Source organism: Termitidicoccus mucosus (assembly GCF_038725785.1).
In the GTDB taxonomy this organism is placed as follows: Bacteria; Verrucomicrobiota; Verrucomicrobiia; order Opitutales; family Opitutaceae; genus Termitidicoccus; species Termitidicoccus mucosus.
In genome coordinates, this window is sequence record NZ_CP109796.1 from 1,075,918 (window position 1) to 1,098,636 (window position 22,719).

Below are 22,719 nucleotides of genomic sequence, written 5' to 3' on the forward strand. Positions count from 1 at the left end.
CTTTACCGTGCTCACCACCACCTTGTCCAAGTGGCTTCTGATAAGGCTCTCGTCCACATGGAGCACTCAGCTAGGCATGGCTAGGGATCCTCTGCAGCTCCTTCGCCGCTTTCTTTGGTTTTTTCGGGACTTTGATTCATCGGAGACGTTTTCCCCTCGTTCTTATCACTTTAAAAAATCTGCGCAACTTTCCGGACGTTATCACGTTTAACCACAAACAGCATCAGAACCACCTGTGCCAGGCAAACCATCGCGTGGCGCAGGTTGATCAACTTGGTTTGTTTGACGGGAGGCAGACTGGTAACCCATTCTGGGTTCAGTATGTCAAGGTGTGTTTTTCAAAGAAATTCTGGCGTAATGACGGGAGTCGATACGCGCCAGCTCTTGTTTGCTGCGAGGGTGACATCGGGGAATGCAAACAACCCGATCATGGACCTGATTCAATTCCAATGCAATCTGACGCTCCACGCCGGACTCCATTTATATATAGTTTCGATGCATCGACACCGCAGACCCATTGCTTCTGATAACCCGGCGAATCCGTGGCCCATAACTGCGTCGCCCATACGTGAAACTCATCAACATTCTCAAGCTTGATCGCCCGGTTGTCCGTGATGTTCACCCCCTCGAGCGGACGTGATCCTAATCCGAAGCCGCAGGCAATCATCCGCGTGTGGATCGCGGGCCGGCCGGGCTCCCCCGCCTCAATCAAAACACCACCCGTGCTGCCGAAGGTGAAATGGCACTGCGAGAACTGGGTTCCTGTGGCGTTGCGAATCCTCACCATTCGTATATTCTTGGGCCCCTTGTAGTCATAGATATTCCAGGGCACTTTGCGGAATCCCAGGTTCATCCTGTAGACGCCCTCCCAGTCGGGCTGGAGGTAATCCCTCACCAGACCATGGAATATGCAGCCGATGAAATGATTGTCACCCGTATTTTGTGATATATACGGGGAGGCGGGATCCTCCGTGCCAATATCCAAATAGGTCTCCGCGTCGCATATTTCGATCTTCAGGCTATAGAAGGTATTGTAAACATTGCGATCAACCAGCCCCGGGGCACCTTGCCAGCACCCTCCGTAGGGATCGGGTTGTTTGCTCATCTGGAAAAGGTCCAGCATCGGTTCCCCCTGTCCGCGGCACCGCGAGATAAAGACATTCCGGAAGACATTGTGCCTGCAATTATGCAATCGCATCGCGGTGCCCCTTGTCCCCTCTATGGTTATATTATCGAACATCGCCTGGTCAATGTGCGCCAGGAAAATTCCCCGGGACTGGTCCCGCCCGCGAATGGTTAATCGCTGAACCCTGTAACGGCCCTGATAGATGTTACTGCCCTCATAAGGTCCGATGATCGCCCGATCCGGACGACCGAACTCAATCAAATAGTCACTATAATCACCGAAGGGGACGATAGTTCCTCCGCCGTCGATCTCAAGATCAAAAACATCAAATACAATCCGTGATCCAAATGCGTATTCCCCCGGGGGGACGACCAGACGGCTTCCAGTCCTGCAAACCTTGATTGCATTTCGAAAGGCGGGGGCGTCGTCAGTTTTACCATCACCTCTCGCGCCGAAATGCTTTACATTCACTTCGGCCGAGATCGCCGCGCGCATCCATCCGCCGCCGCCTTGCGGGGCGGAAATCCAATGTCCCCCGTCGCCCTCGCGCGCCCCACCCGGCATCCATTGAAAAAATCCCTCGCCGCCATCACCCGGCTCATGATATCCGGAAACCCAAAGCGGAGTGCCGTCAATTATCGGCGCATGGTTCTTCTTGAGTTCACTTACTGTCATGGTGCCTCGTCTGAATTGTTTTAGGATGCCTTTGACGTTTCCTCATCGACGTAACGGAGTCTTGGCAGCACCAGAAACACCGGAATGGAAACCAAAACGCTGATGACAAAGAACCATCCCCAGCCGGAAAGACTCTGAACCCAGCCGCTTATCGCCCCAAAAACAAGCACAACAATATACAAAATCGACAATAGGAAACCTGCTATGGAAGTCTGATATTTGCCGCGCGATAATGAAAACAGGAAATATTCAGCGGCGGAATACCCCAAGCCATAGCCAAAATTTTCAACAAGCGCCCCAAAACTCAGTGCGATATTCAGATCAGTCTTGTAATTGATGCCTATGCCGGTGAGATCAAATGTCATGCTCCATTCCACATGCCAGACAGCCAGTGCGGTGTAGATCAGTGACGGGAATATCGCCGCGGCCACGAAAGGCAGCATGATGCGTCGCAATCCGTATTTTTTTATGGCAAACCCTGATATGACCGCCCCGGCTGACGCCCCGATGAGTCCGATCATCCCGATAAATCCCACCTGAGCCAGATCCGCCCCGTAACCACCGGATTCTGGCGGATCCATGTAAAACGGGACAACCATGCGATGGATAAACGCTTCCCCTGATCTAATGAACAGGATAAACAACACCGCCAAACCGATGTATTTTATCTTCAGCAGGGCAACAAAGGGCTCTTTCAGGTTATTCCAAATACCCTGCCCCGGAGCGCGAGGCAGCGCCTTGTCCCCGATGGGATACGGGCATGACGTTTGTGTCCAAAGATACCCGATAGCATAGACGGCAAGAAGGCATAAAAAATAAAATCCCCAAGTATAACGCATATCCCCATCCCCGGCCACCTTGCCGAAAATACCAGCCATGCCAAGCAGCAGGGAGCCGGTGAACACCATGGCCAGCCGTGAAGTCAGCGGTCGTATGCCAATAAAACGCGCTTGGTCGGATTTTGTCAGTGAGACCAGATAAAATCCGACCAATGCGATTTCCTGTGGGGATTTTGACAGGCTGACAAGGAAAAGTATTCCGAAAAATATCGCAACCGTGAAGTGGGATGTCACAAGGAGAAACACCATTGCCGCCCACAACAGCAGTTGAATTTCAATGGTGCGGAGAATCCATTTTCTCTTTGTTGATATCGCATCAATGACGGGCCCCCACAGGAATTTGAGGGCATACGGTATCGTGATAAGGGAACTCAGTCCGATAAAGACATTGGAATACCCCAAATCCTTCAACATCGCGGTCGGAACATTGAAGAGAACGACATTCACCATCCCGCTCCACAAGCTGATGCTGGGAACAAAGAACCACGGGTTTCCACGATAATGAGTTTTTGCCCCGTCGCTGGAAGGCGGGGTTGCGTTGTCATTTGTTCCAATATCCATTGTGCAGTGATTTTATCAAGTTCTTGGCCGCATGCCTTGTTGTTTCATTTGATTTTATTTCATGGCAACTTCTGAATCCAATCGGCGACAATCTGGCGCCAGCGGGGCCCGATGTCCTTGTCGTAGGCGAAATCTTTGCCATGCCCGCCCGATGAAAACACATGCAACTCCATCGGCAGCTTTGCTTTCCAACAGGCACGCGCAAAAGTCAAGCTGTCCTCCACGCTGACCGCCGGATCGTCGGCGGCGTGAAATATAAGCGTGGGCGGTGTCTCCGCATCCACATGCGCGGCTGGTGCAATATCCCGACGAAGCTCATCAGATGCATCCGCTCCCAGATAGCGGTTGATTGAAGATGATTGAGCAGAGGTGTTGATGACCGGATAAAGAAGGATGAGCGCGTCGGGTCGTGCCGGGACGGTTTTTGCGAGTTCGTCCGCAACGTCCTGCCAATGGTTGGGGCGCGTGGCCACCAAAGCTGCAAGATGTCCGCCCGCGCTGCCGCCAAGCAGCAAAATCCTTCCTGGAATTTTCCATTTTTCGGAGTTCTTCCTTATCAATCTGATCGCCCGGCATGCATCCGAATATGCCGCTGGATGACGGCATGGGGCGACCCGGTAGTCGACTGTAACAGCGGTGAGGCCCAAGCTCCGAAAAAACTCGGCCTGCAATCGTTCGTAGGGGCTGATCCCCCCATAGCCACCACCGGGCAAAATGACCACGGTATGGGAGACTGCCGGGTTTCTGGAAAACGCCCGATATATTTCCAAGCAGGGCCGGGCCTTCCCCTCTGGATTATTTGGACTGCCTTCCTCCCATAGAAAATATCGCTCGGGCGCAACTTTATTTTGCGTCGATCCATCCGCCACCGCAAATCCGCCAGCCAAGTAAATGAATGCCAAAAAGAGAGGGCTGGCCAAAGACGAGCGGCATCGGAACGTTGGGGACATAAAACGCATGTTCACCAATTTCTCGCCCGCATCAAACCTTATCAACTGGATTCATTTTCAATCCGGCAGGGATTCCTTCGATGCGCGAACAACATGCAGGCGCGGAGCGGTAAGCAATCCCATTGGCTTTATTTGATATTCATAAGCCCAATGATCGTCGGTGCTGCGCCAAGCCTCGGGGCCAATCCACAACAGATTTTGAACAGAAGGAAACGGAGAGGGCCAAGAAAACCATAATAATATATATCAGGCCTGGCGCTTCGCGCCGGGACTTTGTTCCTTTTGTTTCTTTTTGTTCAATAAAAGCCAACCAATCATTATTTCTTGTCCGCGGACAGAAGGGCGCGCCACTTGCCCTTGGCGGTTTGGGATTTGCCGCCGAAGAGCAGCACGCGCGCGGTCATACCCGGCGGCAAGTCCAGCTCCACCTGGATTTTATTTCCGGTTTTGCGCCACTTGCTTTTTATCAGGCCGCGCGGGGTCGGTATTACCGTGTCGCAACGCGTGCCGTGAAAAACCGGCTTGTAAGTTATGGATTTCCAGTCGGGGGCGGCCTGGCGGACACCTCCCAAGGTTTGCATCAGATGAAAGAGCGGGTGCGCGGACCAGGCATGGGAAAAGCTCTCGTCGGCGCGACGTGGTGCGAAGTTTTCCCAGGTCGTGCCGTGCTCCGCCATGCGCGCCCAGTGACGTTTTATAAAATCGACCACGCCCTGTCCATGTCCGCGTTCGGATAAAAATGACAATATGTAAGTAACCCAGTAGGCGGATGGCACCGCCTTGTCGCACTTGTCCTCATGGAGATATGGCAGCAGGCGTCTTTCAAGGATTGTTTTCTCGTCGAGGCCGGGAATGGCTGCAATCAAGCCGAGCACTTGGGAATGCAGGCTCGCGGTCGTGACAATTTCACCGCCGGCGGTGAAACCGTCGCGCATCTGCCCGTCGGGCGTAACGAGGCGGGAGAGGGACTTTCTGATTTTGGAGGCCCATTTGGAGAGCGCCAGGGCTTTCGCCTTGTTCCGGGTTTTTTCGGCAAGGAGCGCGAGGCACTCAAGCGCGATGAGAAGCCACAAGTTATACACACTCGGGAATCCTTCCCTGCGCAGTTCCGTCCAGTCCAGAAACAGCCAGAAACGCTTGTCGTAACCGACAAGGCCATTTTTTTTGTCGCTATATTTTTCAAAATAACCGAGAGCGCGCTCCACGGTATCGAGGTGCGTTTCAAAAGGCTCGGCCGAGCCGGTCTGCCAGTAATAATCCCAAAGGGTGAGAAACCAGATGAGTGTGAAATCGGGCAGGATGCAGCTATGCGCGATGGTGGGGGCGTGCCCGTAGGTGACGCCCTCGGGCGTGGTTTGGCCGGCGATTTGCGCGATGCCGCGGCGCAGCAGGCGAGCGTCCCCGCAAAGGTGAAACGTGTTCCACGACTGCACGCGCGCGTCGCCCCACCACTGGGCCTGCTCGCGCCACGGGGTGTCCACATAGGCGTCGAGCGAGCAGCATTGCTGCGTCCACGCGCAGGCATCCCAGATTTTGTTCAACGCCTCGTCATCGCAGGAAAATCGTCCGGTTTTACCAAGCGGATATCCCTGCCAGCGCAACGCGACAGTCATCGTGAGCGGACGGGGGGAATTGCGCACGGTGACAATCATATGGCGGAAACCGAGCGCATGATAAAACTCGTGCGTGTTGCCGTCGGCGCGGCAGATCATGCGCCCGCCAAAGGCCATGCGGCAGTGTTTGTCTGGAATATAATCGGGCAAAAGGTTTTCGCCGATGGTCTCAAAGTGGAGGGTGTCGATGGTTTCGCCACCCGCGCACTCCGGGATTGATATGGCGGGACAGCCGACGACGGTTTTGCCAAAATCAATGAGGTAACTGACGAAGTGGTTTTCAGCCAGCGCGGGAACGGGGATTTTATCGGCGGAACCGGACGCGGGCAGGAAGGCAAACCCGGTCTCGTATCTGAAACGCGCGACGTCGCGGATGTTTATATAATCGCGCGGATCGACGCCGGCATGCATGCCGATGACCGTCGCCGCGGGCAACCATTTTTCTGCAAGCTGCGGGATGCCCCGCGGCTCCAAGTCCGCCCAGGGCATGTCGTGCCATGTCTGGCTGCACGAGGGAGCCTTCCATGCCGCATCGCAATCGTGGTTCGTAGCGAACCAGTCCGGCGGCTCGACGCGCAGATCGATGTGCTCCTGCGCGAACAGTTGCAGGCTGCCGGGGGCGCTGTCGCGGCGGATGCCGGGCTGGCGGCGGCCGAGCCAGGTTTCATCGGTGACGACCCGCGTTTTGCCGGCGTCCAGCGCGGCGAGCAGGCCGGCGCGGCCCTGAAACACATATTGGAAATTGCCGGTGCCGGGATTGTGGGCGCGGACGGCGATGAGGTTGCGGCCCTTTCTCAGATGCCTGGAAACATTGATCTCATCATAGGGCCAGTGCGACTGGAAGCCACGGGCCGGGCCGCGCGCGATGTATTCCCCGTTTATGTAAAGCCGGTAAGATTGGTCGGCCGTTATATAAAGAATCGCATCGCGGGGTTTTGTCTTGAGATCGAAGGTTTTTCGGAACAGCGCGAAGCAATGGTGCATGTCCCAGAACTGGTCGTCGGGCCAGATCCATTTCGCCTGTTTCAGCGCGGGCGGAACGCTTGTGTCTTTTTGCGCAGGTTGTTTTTTCATGCTATGCTTGTATGTGGATTTTTCATCCTTATCGGCTCACATTCTTTTGAGTTTTTGAATCAAAAACTCCTTCCATCCTGAATAATCCGCATCCTTTTTATCGGCATAGCGCAGGTGGCACTCCACTCCCGCAGTCTTGGCAAGCTCAGCCAATCCCTGACCAAACCGCGGCGAATGCACATAATATGCGTCCAGCGGTTCGCTCGGTTCCATGGTAAAATCAAGATAATCAAGATAAATGGGAGGCGCATGAGCACCTATTAACGATGCGGGCGAAAATTCCTCTATCAAGGGCAGCAAAGCCGTGCGTTCTGCGATAAACCTATCGAACCGCCCTCCGGCGGAAAGCCCGCCGGTCGAAATGCCAAAGGCATGGGGACCGTAGGTGAGTTCCCGTCCGACCCATGCGCGCATTTGGAGCGGATCCAGCGTTGTTTGGGCAAAAATGGCCGCGACGCAGGAGGGGCGAGTTGATTGGCGCGGGATCATCTCGGGCGAACTCGCATCGGCCAAATCGGGATGTGTTGCGAGCCACAATGCCGTGCAAGCCCCCGCCGATCTTCCCCAGAGCCCCACATTGCAAGGGTCGATGTTCCACTCGTCCGCCTTGCTGCGCACAAATTGCAATGCCTGCGCGGCATCATGCATCGGATACGCAACGGGAGGCGTCGCCGCGGCAGGATTTGAAGGCGGACAAAACCGGTAGTTGATTGAGATAATGGTGATCCCCGACCGGATAAGCTCTCCGTATTCATGAATGTCTCGTTTGTCGCCTTTTATCCAAGCTCCGCCATGAATATAAATGACCGCCGGTGTCCGTCCCGGGGCTTTCGAAAAATACACATCGAGCGTCTGCCGGGGATACCGTCCATATTTTATATCAACCAAGTCAGGCGGGGGTTCCTCATCGTAAAAGCAATGTTCAACTTCGACAAAGCGCAATTCCACCATCTTTCCCCCCAGATTAAAACAGCCTGCCATCTCTCTTTCAGCACGCTTGATTTCTTTCAAGCAGCCGGAAAGGACAATATCGGGATCCGCCGGCAAAGAGGGACGCATATCCTGCCAGCTAGGCGCGCAAGGCACCACGATATCAGGACTCCCCGCCCGGGCACTTGCAATCCCAGTGAGAGTCACCCTCCAGGTGAAGAGCCCTTTGTCGGAATTCAACTTAAAGCGGAGCCATGCACCATTCAGCGCCCGGTGAATAATCCGCCCTTTCAGAATGACAGGGCCGGGCGCCAGTTCGGACGGTGAACAAACAGGCTCCACCCCGGCACGAGAGTCCTCTGTTGAAACAATTGCAAGCATGAGCGACAGATGCACGCCCAAAAAGATACGGCATCTCCTCAGTGTCAGGCTCTTTTCACCGGCTGCCGTTAATATATTCATCAAGCACCGATTCCCGGAATTTCACGCTATCCGGAGAGCTTTTGTGGCCGCTTCGGACATCGTTGAACATCTGCTTTTCTCCCGCATAGTTATTAAAGACGGCATATACGCAGCTTGGCGGACAGGTTTCGTCAATGAATCCCACGGAAAACACCGCTTTGGCCTTGGCGCGTGTGGCGAAATTCATAATATCGTAATATCGGACCGCCTGAATGGTGCTTTGCATCTCTGGTGTGTCAATCTCCTCCGAGGCAATGAAATACGGCCAGCTTTTTGGCTTTCCCGCCAGCACGCCTGTGCAGTCTGCAAGCGCAGGAACTGCCGCGGAAATAAATGAAACCCTTTTGTCGAGTCCGGCGGCCACGACGGCTTGGGCGCCGCCCTGACTTCCTCCGACGACAAGCAGGCGCCGGCCATCCCATTCGGGCTGCATGGCCAGAAAATCAAGGGCCCTCAGGACACGCAAAAACATACCCAGAAAATACATGCTCTCACGGTCCTGGCACCCTCGTGTCCTATAATTCGCGAGTTCGTCGCGGGCTTTATCCGCGTAAAAGGAATCTGGACGCCCGTTCGGCAACCCGTGGGCATTGATGTTGAGGGCAAGCAAACCGCGCCGGGCCCATTTCACGGCACTGTCCAGATCTGAACTGCGCACCCCTGCGCCATGCACGATGAGGATGGCCGGAAGGCCGCGCGGTGACGCAACGGCGGGCCTGACAAAGTAGCCGGAAACCGGGGCACCAACGCATGGCACTTGGACATCAAACGCTTCGATATCGGATGCCCCGTCGATTGTGACAGGCGTCAGCGAGGCCTTGACTGGTATTTTGAGCAGGGCTGCTTTCTTCTCATTCCAAAACGCATCAAAATCATCCGGCACTGACATGCTCGGTGTGATTTTGGCAGGATCGAACCCCGCCGCAGCTGACGCCATGGATGTCTTGTTTTTCTCCGCCGGTGTGTCAGCAAAAAATGTCACCATTGCATCGCAACGCACAAATCCCGGCGTGTCGGACGTGGCGCTCAGTTCCAGAAAATCGCCATCGAGGCAAGCAATCCCGGATTTTTCGGGAGACGCACCATCCCTGCTAATGCGCCAGTGGATCTTTGGAATACCTTCGGGGCGGGGTGCCGGCTGCCGGATCTGAATACGAAAACGCACAGTTTCCCCGACATGATAAAGTGCGTCCGGGCGATCGGTCGTCACCGAAATCCCAGGCAATGTTTCTTCCGCAAAAACTCCGACGGCGAATATAAACAATCCGGTCAGATGACAAAACCAGCGCGTCATGGACATGAGCATGATGTATGTGATATGCAGCGTGCGTTGCACGATCATCGGCTCCGCACAAGATCCTCCTCATGCAGCACATAGGCGCGGATGAACGGATTGCGTGCGCCACCATGGTGCCAGGTGTGACTGTCCAGGCAGCCTCCATTGGTGTAATCCACGATGACGATGGTGCCGTCATCCATTTGCGCCCAGCCGCTATAGCCGGTATCGGCAAAAAAGCTGAGGTCAAGCTCAACCACGCGATCTCGGCGGAACTGGTCGGGATAGGTTTGCGAGTCGGCCCGCCACTGCCAGTCGATGGAATGCGTGTCCGGATTTGTAACTTTTACATGGATCGCCTTCCATGACGTGCGTGAGGCATTGCGAAAATAACCGTCCACGATGCTGTTTTTCTGGTCCTCGTAGATGGCGCCAGCGCCTCCCACCCGGTTGCCGACCCTGACGAATCGCGTCCATAAATCTCCCACGGGCGCGTGCAGCCGCTCCACTCCGTCCACGAAAACAGCGATGACTCCGTTCTCCCTGACAATTCGGTAATCGTGCCAGTCCGTCGTGTCGAAGTTGAAGCCGGTTTCCGGCTGGTCGCCCAAGCAGACCCGGTCCGGGGTCAGGCGCACCCAGCAACCGGCACCGAGATTGCAGCCGTTCAGGTCCGCGGAAAAAACGCGCAAGGTGGCCGAAATTTCCACGCGCGCCGTGTCGTCCTGCGCGGGATAAAAGATGAAACTAACGGCGCTTTGTTTTCCCTCGTCTGTTGTTATAAGCAATTCATCGGAATTCCCCAGACGGCACCGTTCCTCCTCAGGGATCCATGCTTGCGGCTCGTAGGGAAGCGATTCATCCGGATCAAACACGAAGGCGCGGTTGCCCGGTGTGCCGGGGGCATTGCGGTAGGTCACAAGCAACTTGCCCGACTGCAACTGGCGGACACAAGGCCGGTGGGCATAGACCGGCAGCAGAGCCGGCGCGTCCCAGGTTTTTCCGCCGTTATGGCTGCGCACAATCCGGCTGGGCTGCCCGTAAAATGACGCTCCCATGCCGATGCGGGTGACGGCGAGAAGCTGGTTGGGCGCGTGTTCAACCACGCCGACTTCGCAGTCGCCATGAAAAGGATCGTCCGCCAGCGAAACCACCCCGCCCCAAGTCTCCCCGCCGTCGGTGGAGAAGACCGCCGAGTTTTTATAATAGATATTGAGCCACGGGGGCGGCGGATTTTTTAACTTGCTGGTCGCGGCGGAATCCGTGCGGGTGTATAAAAGCGTGCCGTCATGAAGCTCGGTGATGTAGCTGGGTTCCCCGCCCATGTCGTCAATCTTCCGAGGACCGCGCCACGTGCGTCCGTCGTCGTCGCTCCAGAACAGATGGTTGCTCATTCCACGGGCCGGTTTTTGCCAGGCGGAAAGCATGGGCCAGTCCTGCCCCGGGTTGCGCTGACCGAGGTCGGCGATGACCACAATCCGCCCATCGCGCAGACGCGAAATCTGGGGCGCCACCCACGCTTCATGATGCTGCCAGACATTGCGGTGGGAGAGAACAAATGGGGACGACCAAGTGCGTCCCTTGTCCTCGGAGCGGGTGATCATGATCGAGGTGTAAAGCGCGCAATGGTTGTCCGACAAACGGTAGCAGGCCACCAGCGCGCCGCCGCGGGTCGCGACCACGCCCGCCGAGGAATGATACCAGCCCTTGGGGTTTGGGCAGACCAAACCGTCATAATGGCCAGGCGAAACTTGGAATTTTTTGTCATCGGAAATGCGGATGGGCTGTGTGTTCATATTATAATATAACAAGGAAAAATCATGATTCACGAACGTTCTCCGTGTGGGCGTCTATCCAAGCCCAATCGAGTTCCACCCCCAATCCCGGCGCGCTTGGAGCCTTTATGAGGCCCCCCCGCTCCACGTTGAAGGGATGTTTTTTGAGAGCGAAACGAAAGGCGGGATGGTGCACCTCCATCATGGAGGTGTTGGCGCACGATGCGGCCACATGCAGATTCGCCACATCGAGCAGAGGGGTGTTTGCGGTGTGTATTTCGAGATTGTAGCCGAATAATTCGCACATCGACATGGCCTTTTTCAGGCCCGTGATGCCGCCTTTGATCAGGACATCGCCGCGGGCGATGGTGAGCGCCTCCTGTTTTAGGAACCCGGCCATCTCCCCCAAGCTCGATGTTTCGGTGGCCAGTATCGGAGTCTTTAATGTTGCGGCCAATCTCCGATAATGGCCAACTTGGGTCTCCGGCAACGGCTCCTCATACCAATGATAGTGAAGCTCGTCCAAAGTCCGTCCCACGGTGATGGCGGTGGTCAGATCATATGAGGAATTTGGGTCCTGCATGAGCCTGAAATCTTTTCCCACCGCCTCGCGGGCGGCCCGCAGGCGGGGAATGTCTTTCTCCGCGCCGTCTCTCAACTGCAATTTATATCCGTAAAACCCCCGTGCTTTTGCCTCGGCGGCCTCGATGGCGACTTCCGTCTCCGTATAAAATTCGCTTTTCGCCGACATGTAGGCGGGCACTTCCTCCCGGTATTTGCCCAGCAGCGCGGCGATTGGCCGCCCCGCGATCTTGCCCCTGATGTCCCAGACTGCCACATCAATCACCCCCAGCATGGTGTCAGTCTGATTATAGAGATGACGCTGGCGTTTGTATAATTTTTGCCAGATTGCCTCTCCATTCTCCGGATCGAGGTCCTTGATCTGGGGGAAGTAGCTGTCGCGGGCCAGATCGGCAAGTCCGCGCCCGTCGCCATGAGGACCGTATGCCATTGAATGCCCTTCCACCCCTTCATCCGTTTTCAGGGTGATGAGCGGGAAATGCCAATGCCTGGGGCGTCCCGCCGGTATGTGCCCGTTTGCATACCGGCTGGATGCGTCAACCTTTAGAAGACGAGTAACAATGCCTGTTATCTTCATGGTCCAAATGCGATCAATATCCGCGCGCGAAGTTTGCGATCGGGCTCACTTCCTCTCCCTTGATAAAACGCCTCAAGTTCGTCTTGAACCGATCCAGAACCAGCGAGCCCAGCTCGCGCGAATGGCCTGCGATGTGGGGCGTTACCAGGACATTGTCCATGCCCCAGAATGGATGGTCTTTCGGCAAGGGTTCGTTTTCAAAAACATCAATCGCAGCGCCAGCGATGCGCCTGGCCTTCAGCAACTCCAGAAGTTTGGCCTCATCAACCAGTCCCCCCCGGGCGACATTGTGCAGACACGCGCCTTGCTTGACCGCCTCCAGTTGCCGCGCCCCGAGAATATTCCGGGTATCGGGGGTCAGCGGAAGCATCACCAAAACATGATCGCTCAGCGAAAGCAGGCGGGAAATTTCAGACGGAGGCATGACCTCCGAGACGCCCGGCGGCGTGACGCTGGTGTTTATGTCGGCGGCGATAATATTGGCCTTGAATGGCTCAATCACGCGCAGGAACTCCCTTGCGATTGCTCCGCAGCCGACAAGGCCGATCGTGTTTCTTTCAAGAAGGCTCGGGATGGCGGGATTTCGCTCCCATCGTGATTCGGCCTGCGCCTGCCGGAAGAATGGCATGCCGCGCGCAAACCACAACACCGACATCAGCAAATGCTCCGCTATGATTCTGGCATGGATGCCGTGGGCGGTTGTGACCACGATGCCGGAATTTCCCAATGAAACATATTCATCAATGCCGGTTGAAACGATTTGCAACCAGCGCAACCGCCCCGCCCCGGGCAACAAGGCTGCGGGAATGTTGCCGAAAACGACATCGGTTTCGGGCAGCAAGGGCGCGGCCTTTTCCGGCGTGGCGCACATCGTGAACGCAATATCGGGAAACTCATTCGCAATTTGGCGGAGATCATGTTCTCCCAAATTCCTGTATAAAAGGACGTTTAATTTTTTCATTGATGCAAAAATTGCTCCGGGGTCAGCGCGGCATCGGAGATCCTGATTGCGGCGATGTCGCCGTCCCACCGGGAGCGGCTCCCGGCATGAGCCGTCGAACCGATCATCGGCGGTGAGTCCGTCTTCACGCCATAGCGTGCCAGCACCGGCGGCACGGCGTCTTTTTTCCCGTTGACAAAAAGGGTCACCCTGCCCCGTTCGTCCCGCACCGCTGCGATGTGCCACCAGACACCGGTCGGAATGACGGCCTCCGACTTCAGGTTCCGGAACGGCTCGCCGCCATCAATGCCGAAAAGCACATTCCCCTCGGGTCCCACGCTCAACACAAGGCCGGGATTGCCCGGCGACTGGCTGCGCGTGGAAAAAATCGCGCGTTGCCACCCCTTTTCCCTGGGCAGGCTTTTTAGCATCACCCACGCCTCGATGGTAAACGGGGCGGTCTCGGCAAAATCCAAGCTTGGCTGCGCAGCAGCCGCCTCCAGCAAATCGCTTTCCTTGACGGAATCGTCCGCGAACCGCGCCGCGACACGACCGCGCAACGCGGCGGGAATGGTGTCGGCGGCCGGCAGCGCCACCGCCATCGGACGCCGGTGCTTAAGCGTCTGCGCGAGATCAAACGGAGACGCGCCGGTCCCCTTGACCAGACTGATTGGCTCGCCGGGTTTCAGTCCATCGAACGACCATTGCGCCACGGTTGCCGCGCCGCACGGAGCCCCCGCAGCCAGCGAGACCAAGGCCGTGATGCGGATAAACAATTTGGTAAATGGGTTTGTTTTCATAAGGAAAGACGGTTCGTCTCTGTGTCTCTTTGAGTCGTGTTTTGCAGTCATCGAAAATAGCGGTGAACCAGAAAGGCAGAATCGCTCACAGACGATAGTTCAGTGAAAGCACATAGGTGCGCGGATATTGTTGCTGGACGCTCGCGGACTGCGACACCGCGGTCAGCACCTTGCTGGAGTCGAAAACATTGTTCACATTCAACTGCACGCTGCACTGCCGCGTGACGGGATAGGACAGAAAAACGCCGAACTCATCAATCTCCGACAGCCAGAATTGTGGATCGGCTTCGCGCTGCTCGCCGGTGCGCTTGCCCCGGTGCTTGTAATTCGCTCCGGCGCCCAACCCCTTGAGAAAAGTATCCTGAAATGTATATCTCGCCATCACCGAGTAAGTCGCCTTTTGCGGCACACCCCGAAAGGGCGCTTTATTTTCATTGACCGATGTCAGATTGGAAAACGCCACCATCATCCTGAACGCCTTGTTCGGCTGCCAACTGATGTCCGCCTCCCAGCCCTCCGTGTATTGGGTGCCCGCCGGTTTTTGGACGGACACGCCGTCATCGCCCACCACATAGATCACCACGTTGGTCAGCGACATCTTGAACACGGACACCGTGCTTATGAGCGTGCGGTTAAACAACTCTGTTTTTACGCCGAGTTCTTGTATTTTGCCGCGCTGGTTGGGGAAGCGCGTGTCGCCCAGCGGGCGGAAGGTGGTCGCCTGCTGCGCAAACACGCTCACGCCCCGGACCGGCGCCACCACCAGGCCGGCCTTGTAGGTCAATTCCTCATCGTCCACGGATTTTATCAGACGGGTTTTGCGCCACGGGCCTGTGGGGATGCCGTTGTGCCAGGCAACATTGTCGAGCCAGTATTGCTTGTCTATGTCCCATGATTGTTCGCGCGATTTGTCAAAGCGGCCGCCCGCGACAAAAATAATGCGATCATCGAACAGCGACATGCTTTCCTGAAAACCAACCGCCGCGTATTTGTTTTTATTCGGCGCCGTGTTCCTGACAATGTTGCTCAGCGTGGGCAGCCGCCCGTTTATAATATCGGCGATGGTGAGGCCGGAAACGGTCTGCCGCGCATGATCCGGAACGACCGAATAGGTGTTCGGCAGCGAGGGCGGCGCGTCGGGCAGTTCCGCCTGCCATTGCACATAGCTCTGGCGCCCGGAGGAGCCGCGCATTTCCCCGCTGAACAGCAGCGTGTGCTTGGTCGGCCCGATTTTGAACTTGGCCGCAAGGTCCGCGAAAAGGCCATCCTGCTTGTAAAAGCCCTCGAAAATGCGCCCCCAAAGCGGCGCGCGCCAGTCGTCCACGCGCGGGTCGTCCGCCGAGATTTGCAGATTGTCGCCCAAAACCAAACCCGTCTCGTCGAGGGCATAAATCCCGGTTCCGTTCGAATACGACGGATTGTCGGCGCCGGACGCATTGCTGTGCCGGCCAATCAGGCGCGCCGTCCAATCCATTCCGAAAATGCTGAACGCCGTCTGCGCGCCGACCTCGTAGTTGCGCGAGCGCAACGGCGTGATCGAGTCCAGCGGGAAACTGGAGAACGTGCGGTTGTCCTCCCGGAAAAACGCGGGCACCTTGTAATCCTTGTCGGCGAAAACCGCGCCCTGCCCGTAGTTGATGTCGGTGCTCAAATAACTGAAACGCCCCCACACGCGGTGCTGCCGCCGCGAGCCGAAATGCCAGGCCAGCGAGTTGACCGAGGACCAGCGGTGGTCCTTGCCGCCCCAGCCGCGCTCGCCGTCGCGGTCCACGAGGATTACGCGATAAGCCAGCCCGCTCCGCCCAATCGGGCCCGTGGTGTCGAGCATCGCACGGGCATAGTCATCCCAGCCATGACTGGCGTTCAACTGGATGAGCGTCCTCGGCTTCAACTGCGGGTTTTTCGTCACACGGTTGACGATGCCGCCCATCGCGCTGCCCGACGCGCCGGAGCCGTAGAGCACGCCAGCGGGCCCCTTGATGACCTCCAGCCGGTCAAACGCCGCCGCCTCCGTGGGCGACTGCCGCAGCGCCCACTCGCGGTCAGGCAGGCCGTCGCGGTAGTTGATGCCCTGCTGCGCGTAGCCGCGCAGGCTGTATTGTGTGTCGCCCTGCCCGCCGCCGGCGGTGGCGATGCCCGACACGAAGTTGATCGCCTCCAGCAAATCCACCGCCGCGAGGTCGCGGATGACCGCCTCGTTGATCGTGATGATCGACGCGGGCACGTCCTTGACCGCCATGTTTACGCGCGAACCGCCGATGCTCTGAGTGGCGCCGTAACCGCTGTCCGTCTGCGCCTCGACGGTGAAGACTTCCATGCGCACGACATCCTCCTTCTCATCATCGGAGCCGGTGGGCGGCGGCGCAACCCGCGTCTGGGCCGGGAGAATGCCAAAGGCAGGAAACGCCATGAAACCGGCGGCAAGAAACATTACTTTTATTTGAGGAGAAACAGGTGTTGTTCGCATGATTTGTTTGGCAGGGTTGTTGAGGGCGGGAGGTAGTGGAAGCAAGGGTATGCAATCGACGCCTCGACCTTTCCCCCGTTGTCCAAATCTGGCCATGTTTTTTTGCCGGATGCTTTTTGAATCCGGGGCGGGCAAAGGCGGATTTAAAATACCTTGGACACAGAGAGCACGGAGGCGCGCAAGTTTTCCAGACAGTCCCGCGCCAATCACCTCGAAGAAAATGTTTCCCTCGCCAACAACTCCACATTCAGCCGGACGGTCCTCCGTGGCCTCTGTGGGTCGCGCTCTGTGCCCCCTGTGTCAAAACAGACCGCCTCAATTTCCAAATTCTTCCTTGAAACCAGCACGGTGCGGGCTCGCGGCCTCATATTGAGGCCAGCAGGTGAGGATTGCATAAACTGATATTTGGCCGAGCATATGCGCACCATTAATCTCCCCTTCCTTACCCCGCGAAGCACATGGTTTTCCGGCCGCGCGGCGGGGAAATAAATGCATGCAAAATCCAATCTCCCCTTCCTGGTTTATTTAACGCCCATGAATATAAACAACAAAATACACCTCGCCCCGGTCGCGCGCCTTGTCTCCCTCGCCATCTCACTGTTGTCCGCCGCATTGGCCTGCCGCGCGGATGTCGTGACCTTCACGGGCGGCAGCCCCTCGACGGCGGTCAACGCCACCGTCGCCGGCGGCACCATCGCCATCTCGGGCGGCGACGGCAGTCTCGTCCTCTCCAACGGCCAGACCCTCGTCATCTCCGACAGCGTGTCGCAAAGCGCGGTCGCCACCCTCGGTGGAAAATCCGACATCACCTTCCGCGCCGAAGGCGACGGCTGGGCCATGCTCAACTCCGCCGGCGGCGCCTACCGCCTGCTCGACATCACGCCCCAGCCCGTCACCGCCTCCGCCACCGCCACGCTCAACCTCGACCGTGTCATCGTCTCCAATGCCGCCATGAACGCCATGTTTGTTCGCGTTTCCACTGCCAGCTTCGACCTTGTGGTGAACGGCGATTTCGTGTTTTCGGGCAACAAATCAGCCAGCAGCCACGGCGGCGCGATCAACTGGCAAAAAGCCGGCAACCTCACCTTCACCGGCACCGCGATTTTCGACCGCAACACCGCCGGCGGCACCTACCTCGGCGGCGCCCTCGGCTCGACCGCCGCCGGCTCCGGCACCATCACCTTCGAGAACACCGCTCTGTTTTTCAGCAACACCGCTGCCAGCGGCGGCGCGATTTTCACCCACCCCGGACATTCCCTTATATTCAAGGACGCCGCCGAATTCAAAAACAACATCGCCTCCACCGGACAGGGCGGCGCGTTTTATATACAAAGTAACGACACTTATCTCGGCATGCAAAAAATCCGCTTCGAGGACGACGCCACATTCGACGGCAACCGTGCCGTCGCCCAAGGCGGTGCCTTCTCCACGGATGACCGGGTGATCATCCAGTTCGACTCCACGACCGGCACCGTCACCCTCACCAATAATCGCGCCGGCAATGGCAGCGGCGGGGCGATCACCAGCGGTGAGATCAGCTTCAAGGGCGGTCTGCTCACGGTGACAGGCAACTTTGGCGGCACCGCCACCACACATGCGGGCGGCGGGCTCCGCGCCGCGCGGCTGCTCGACATCACCGGCAATTATAATATTTCCGGAAACCAGACGATGGGCTCGGGCGGCGGTGTCAGTGTCGGCAGCCTGCTGATCAACGGCGGCGGCACCCTGTCCGGCAATATCGCTTCAGTCAACGGAGGGGCCGTCAACGCCGCCGGCAACAGCACCTTCGAAATCGGTGGCGGGGCGGAGCTCTCCGGCAACACCGTCGGCGGCCTTGGCGGCGCGATTTATGTGGGTGGCACCTCCCGGCTCACGCTCAACGCCTCGGCGGGCGACATCGTTTTCAGTGGCAACAAACAAGCTGCGACGATTGACTCCGCCGCCGTGAGCACCGGAGGCACACTGGCTGCCACGGGCGGGACGAATAATGCCGTCTATTTCGCATCATCCGCAACGCTCGTGCTGAATACGGGCTCAGGCATGGCTGTCCGTTTTGATGACCCCATTGAGTCCGCATCCGGGGCGACTGTGATGGTCACAAAAAGCGGCGCGGGCACCGTGATCTTTTCCGACCACCATTCCAATATCAACGCGACCACGACCATTGAGCAGGGAGAAATCAGGCTCTCCCGAGGCGCGATCTACGGGGCCGCGAATGACCAGGGTAGCTTTGTCCTGAAAACCGGCGCAACGCTGGCCGGAAACGGAACGGTTCAGGCCGGCGCCATCGAAATCGAATCCGGCGCGCGGTTGGTTGCCCGGGATTCAGGCCGGCTGGAAATGGCGAGCAGCGCCACGCCGGTCATTGGCGGCTCGCTCTCGCTCGGTGGCTCCGGCACGATTGCCGTGGGCGCGGCGTCGAATCTGCTTCACGCATCATTGATAGATGTGGGAGCTGACGAACCGGCAGGGGCCAGGACACTCGCCATCGCCAACGATCTCTCGCTCGAAAACGGCGCCGCCATCCGGCTGGATCTGTATGCAGGCAATATATCGGATAAACTGGCGGCCTTGTCCGATCTGGCGATGGAGGGCCGCGCCAGTATCAACATCGGGCTGGTCGAGACTGGCTCCTTTAATCTGGTGTCATGGGAAACGGGCGGGCTGACGACGGCGCAGTTGGACCTCTCTTTCGGCAGCGGCACCGGGCAGACGGCCCGCAATGACGTCCAACTTGGGGTGGACGCCACCGCCAAGACCCTTTATTTGACCAACATTGTTTCCAGTCTCGATATGGCCTGGACCGGATCGGCGGGTGACGGGATCTGGCAATCATCCGCGCTGGAAAGCGCGAACTGGTCCAATGGTGGCGCAGGCAATGAGGAACGTTATTTCCGCAACGGAGACTTGGTGTCGTTTGGCGGCGCGGCGTCCGGCACGATCACCGTCGCCGGTCCAGGCGTGGTGGTTTCGGGTATGACAATTGAGGGCACTGCCGATTATGAATTTCGCGGCACCGGCGGCATCACGGGCAACACGACCGGTGTGGAGGGCAGCTTGATTACGGCCACCGGCAAACTGACGAAAAAGGGGACGGGAAAACTGGTGCTGGCCAACACCGGAGCCAATTCGTTTTCCGGCGGGGTCGAGATCAAGGGCGGCGAACTGGCCGTGGCCGATGGCACCCGGCTCGATGCGGACATCACCATTGACGACCAGGACGGAGACGGCGCGAAGCTCTCCGGCTCCGGAACCTTTGGCAACATGGTGGTGAGAAACGGCGGTGTGCTCAGCATCGGAACCTCGGCGGCGTCATCAGGCACCATCACGGTCGCCGACCTAACGCTCGACCATGCGAGCCTTTACTTCGATTTGCTTGCGAACAACAGCAGCGATTATCTCAAGGTGACCGGCAGCGCGCTGGCGCAAAGCAGCACCATCGTGATCGGCATTTTTACCGACGGCACCTTCAACCTCGGTAACTTCGCCGGCATCAAGGACCAGTTGTCCGTCTCCACCGCCGGCGCGGCCCGCCAATCCGGCACCCTGTATGGCGAGGGCGCGGAGCTTTTTCTGAAAACCATCGCGGATGTTTCCCGGGTAATGACCTGGAGCGGCACGGCGGGGACGATCTGGGACACCACGAGCGACGCGTGGGACAACGCGGACGGGAAACAGCAGTTTGTCAACGGAGACCGCGTCATATTCGGCGATGGCACGGCGCCGGGTGACCGCGCGATCCAAGTCGCGTCCGTCGGCGTCAAGGTCGCGGATATGTTGGTGAATGCCGACGGCTATGTGTTCACGGGCAACGGCGGGATTGTATCCGGGACGCAACACATCAGCGCCAGCGGCGTTGATGCCGGGCTCTCCAGCCAGTCCGCCACCGGAAAATTAATCAAGACCGGCACGGGAGTCCTTGAGTTCGCGAACACGGGGACAAATATATTCGAGGGCGGCATTGTTTTTGGAAGCGCCGGCACCACCGGCGGCATCATCAAGTTCTCCAGTGCCGATCAAATCCGCACCGGCACATCCGGCGTTGAGTTTATCAATTCCGGCACGCTGCAAGCCTTGACGGCCGTCTCCGGCACAATCGAAAGCGGAATCGCCATTGGCGACGGAGCGACCGGCGGTGTGACGATCTCGGGCGGGACACTTGTCCTTGGCGGCAAACTGTCGTCAGGCGGGACGTCCTCGGTGTTCTCCACCTCGGGCGGAGGAGTCCTGGCGCTCACCGCCGATAGTTCGCTGTTCAACGGAGTGACCGATGTCAGCGGCACGCTTCTTCTCGCCGGTGGAAAACTCGGCGGCAGGGTGAACACCCGCAACGGCGCCGTTTTCGGCGGTGTCGGGGAGGCCACCGGGCAGCACAGTGTTTACATCGAAAACGGCGCGAATCTGCAAATCGGTCTTGCCGGTGACGGGAACGAAACGCTTCACGTGGCCAATCTTATCATGGAAAACGGTTCGTATATGACCGGCAGTGGCACCCTCACCGGGACAGGGACCGTTGGCCATGCCGCCTCCGACCTGGTAACCGTGCAAACCGGATCGGCCAAAACAATAAACATTGCCTCAAACCTTGCCGGCGAAGGGGTGCTTATAAAAGACGGTGACGGAACCCTGCAATTATCCGGCCAGATGAATATCGGCGGAATGGAAATCAGGAATGGGCTGGTATCCATGATGTCCGGCGCTCCCGTCACCGTGCAAAGGACGCTCCTGATTGGGGCGAATGCCACGCTTTCGGGCACCGGCCAGCTTGTTGCGGCCACGCTCACCAATCGCGGTGTGATCAGAGTCGGCAAGGCCGGCGGCGCGGACGAGTTTGGCACGCTCACGGTCAACGGAAATTACACCAGCGACGGCGGCACGCTGCATCTCGCGGTCGGCCAAGTGGCCGGCAGCGGCACCGGGCGGTATGTGCAGTCGGACAAATTCAAAGTGACCGGTGCCGGGACAGGCGTGACCACCGTGTATTTCGAGCATTCACCGGGTTTATACAGACTGCCGGAAGGCGTCACGCCCCCGGATGATATTGTCGAGGGCATCGCCGTGGACGCCATGCCCGCAAGAACTTCCGGCAACCTGCTGGTTTACGGCGTGCAGGAGTGGTGGTTCACGCCCAACGCCGGCGGCACCGGCGGCATTTGGGAAACCGATGTTGCCCCCGAGGTGCCGCCCGCCACGGGGTTGGACACAGCCTCGGTTCTCATGAGCAAGGCCTCCCTCGGCGCGCTGAGCGAGCGCCTCGCCTGGAACCGGGACGCCTCCGCCTCGCACAATTTCGTTTTCTGGCTGAATGGGCTTTACCGGAACGACAAGCTCACCAGCGGCCTGTATGACGGGGCGAAAACCCGGACAACCGGACTCCAGGCGGGCGCGGACTGGTCGCATGCCGGCGAGTCGGCAGTGCTTTCCTTCGGCATTTTTGCCGATTATGTGAAAACGGACATGGACCAGGCAAGAAAAGCCTCTTCCACCATGGCGGAAGCCGATGGCTACGGTATATATGGGACATTGAAAATGGGCCGCTGGTATGTTGACGCCATTCTGCGCGGCGCGGATGAAAACTATGCCATCTCGGTGCCTGGCCGTCCGGACTTTAAAACAGACGGCACGAGTTGGACCGGATCAATCGAAACCGGAATGGTGTTCAGTGACAAAACACCGTGGCGGACTGAACCGCAACTGCAACTGGTCTTCCAACACCGCAACCTCGCCGACACGCAGGATTACATGGGGCGCCATTATGTGATCGACAGCGCGGATTCATTGGAAACACGTGCCGGCATCAAGGTGTGGCGGGAACTGAAATGGGGGAATGCCAAAATCGTCCCATGGCTCCGCGGGAGCTATCTGTATGAATTCAAAGGTGACAACAAGGTGATCGTGGATGGCGCCACATTTGCCAGTGATCTGAAAGGCTCGGGGTTCCAAATAGACGCCGGTCTCTCGATCCAGATCAACGAAAGATTCGCCATCAATGGTGATTTTGCATGGTATAACGGCGGCAGTCTGCGCAGCCACATGTTTAACATGGGTTGCTCTTACAAATGGTAACGGTTC

At 57.8% G+C, this 22,719-nt stretch carries 12 protein-coding genes; 1 reads left to right on the top strand and 11 read right to left on the bottom strand.

Going from position 1 to position 22,719, the window contains the following annotated elements:
• Window positions 1-427 precede the first annotated feature (427 nt).
• From OH491_RS03695 to OH491_RS03745, 11 genes are all read right to left on the bottom strand, one after another.
• Window positions 428-1,801: a glycosyl hydrolase family 28-related protein gene (locus OH491_RS03695; RefSeq protein WP_084441929.1), complete on the bottom strand. Its 1,374-nt coding sequence runs from the start codon at window positions 1,799-1,801 to the stop codon at window positions 428-430.
• Between the two features lie 20 nt (window positions 1,802-1,821).
• Complete coding sequence (locus tag OH491_RS03700; protein WP_145928621.1) at window positions 1,822-3,201, bottom strand: AmpG family muropeptide MFS transporter; 1,380 nt, start codon at window positions 3,199-3,201, stop codon at window positions 1,822-1,824.
• Between the two features lie 59 nt (window positions 3,202-3,260).
• A complete protein-coding gene (locus OH491_RS03705) occupies window positions 3,261-4,103 on the bottom strand; it encodes an alpha/beta hydrolase (protein ID WP_334319125.1) in 843 nt (280 codons plus the stop codon).
• Between the two features lie 365 nt (window positions 4,104-4,468).
• Window positions 4,469-6,838, bottom strand: coding sequence for an alpha-L-rhamnosidase C-terminal domain-containing protein (locus tag OH491_RS03710; protein WP_068769281.1), 2,370 nt, complete (start codon window positions 6,836-6,838; stop codon window positions 4,469-4,471).
• A 36-nt stretch (window positions 6,839-6,874) separates the two neighbouring features.
• On the bottom strand, window positions 6,875-8,230 hold the full coding sequence (locus tag OH491_RS03715; RefSeq protein ID WP_084441927.1) for an alpha/beta hydrolase: 1,356 nt from the start codon (window positions 8,228-8,230) through the stop codon (window positions 6,875-6,877).
• Window positions 8,205-9,566 (bottom strand): acetylxylan esterase, encoded by a 1,362-nt coding sequence (locus OH491_RS03720; protein WP_334319124.1) that lies wholly within the window; start codon window positions 9,564-9,566, stop codon window positions 8,205-8,207. The genes OH491_RS03715 and OH491_RS03720 overlap by 26 nt, the downstream gene beginning before the upstream one ends.
• Window positions 9,567-9,568: 2 nt before the next feature.
• Window positions 9,569-11,302, bottom strand: coding sequence for a sialidase family protein (locus OH491_RS03725; RefSeq protein WP_068769278.1), 1,734 nt, complete (start codon window positions 11,300-11,302; stop codon window positions 9,569-9,571).
• Window positions 11,303-11,324: 22 nt separating this feature from the next.
• Window positions 11,325-12,440: a mandelate racemase/muconate lactonizing enzyme family protein gene (locus tag OH491_RS03730; protein WP_084441926.1), complete on the bottom strand. Its 1,116-nt coding sequence runs from the start codon at window positions 12,438-12,440 to the stop codon at window positions 11,325-11,327.
• Window positions 12,441-12,453: 13 nt separating this feature from the next.
• Window positions 12,454-13,401: a D-2-hydroxyacid dehydrogenase gene (locus tag OH491_RS03735; protein ID WP_068769276.1), complete on the bottom strand. Its 948-nt coding sequence runs from the start codon at window positions 13,399-13,401 to the stop codon at window positions 12,454-12,456.
• Window positions 13,398-14,231: a LamG-like jellyroll fold domain-containing protein gene (locus tag OH491_RS03740; protein ID WP_084441925.1), complete on the bottom strand. Its 834-nt coding sequence runs from the start codon at window positions 14,229-14,231 to the stop codon at window positions 13,398-13,400. The genes OH491_RS03735 and OH491_RS03740 overlap by 4 nt, the downstream gene beginning before the upstream one ends.
• 34 nt (window positions 14,232-14,265) lie before the next feature.
• A complete protein-coding gene (locus tag OH491_RS03745; RefSeq protein WP_334319122.1) occupies window positions 14,266-16,590 on the bottom strand; it encodes a TonB-dependent siderophore receptor in 2,325 nt (774 codons plus the stop codon).
• 591 nt (window positions 16,591-17,181) lie between these two features.
• On the opposite strand from OH491_RS03745, the gene OH491_RS03750 reads away from it, so the two are divergent.
• Window positions 17,182-22,713 carry an autotransporter domain-containing protein gene (locus tag OH491_RS03750; RefSeq protein WP_342750863.1) on the top strand — a complete coding sequence of 1,844 codons (5,532 nt, stop codon included), beginning with the start codon at window positions 17,182-17,184 and terminating at the stop codon, window positions 22,711-22,713.
• Window positions 22,714-22,719 lie beyond the last annotated feature (6 nt).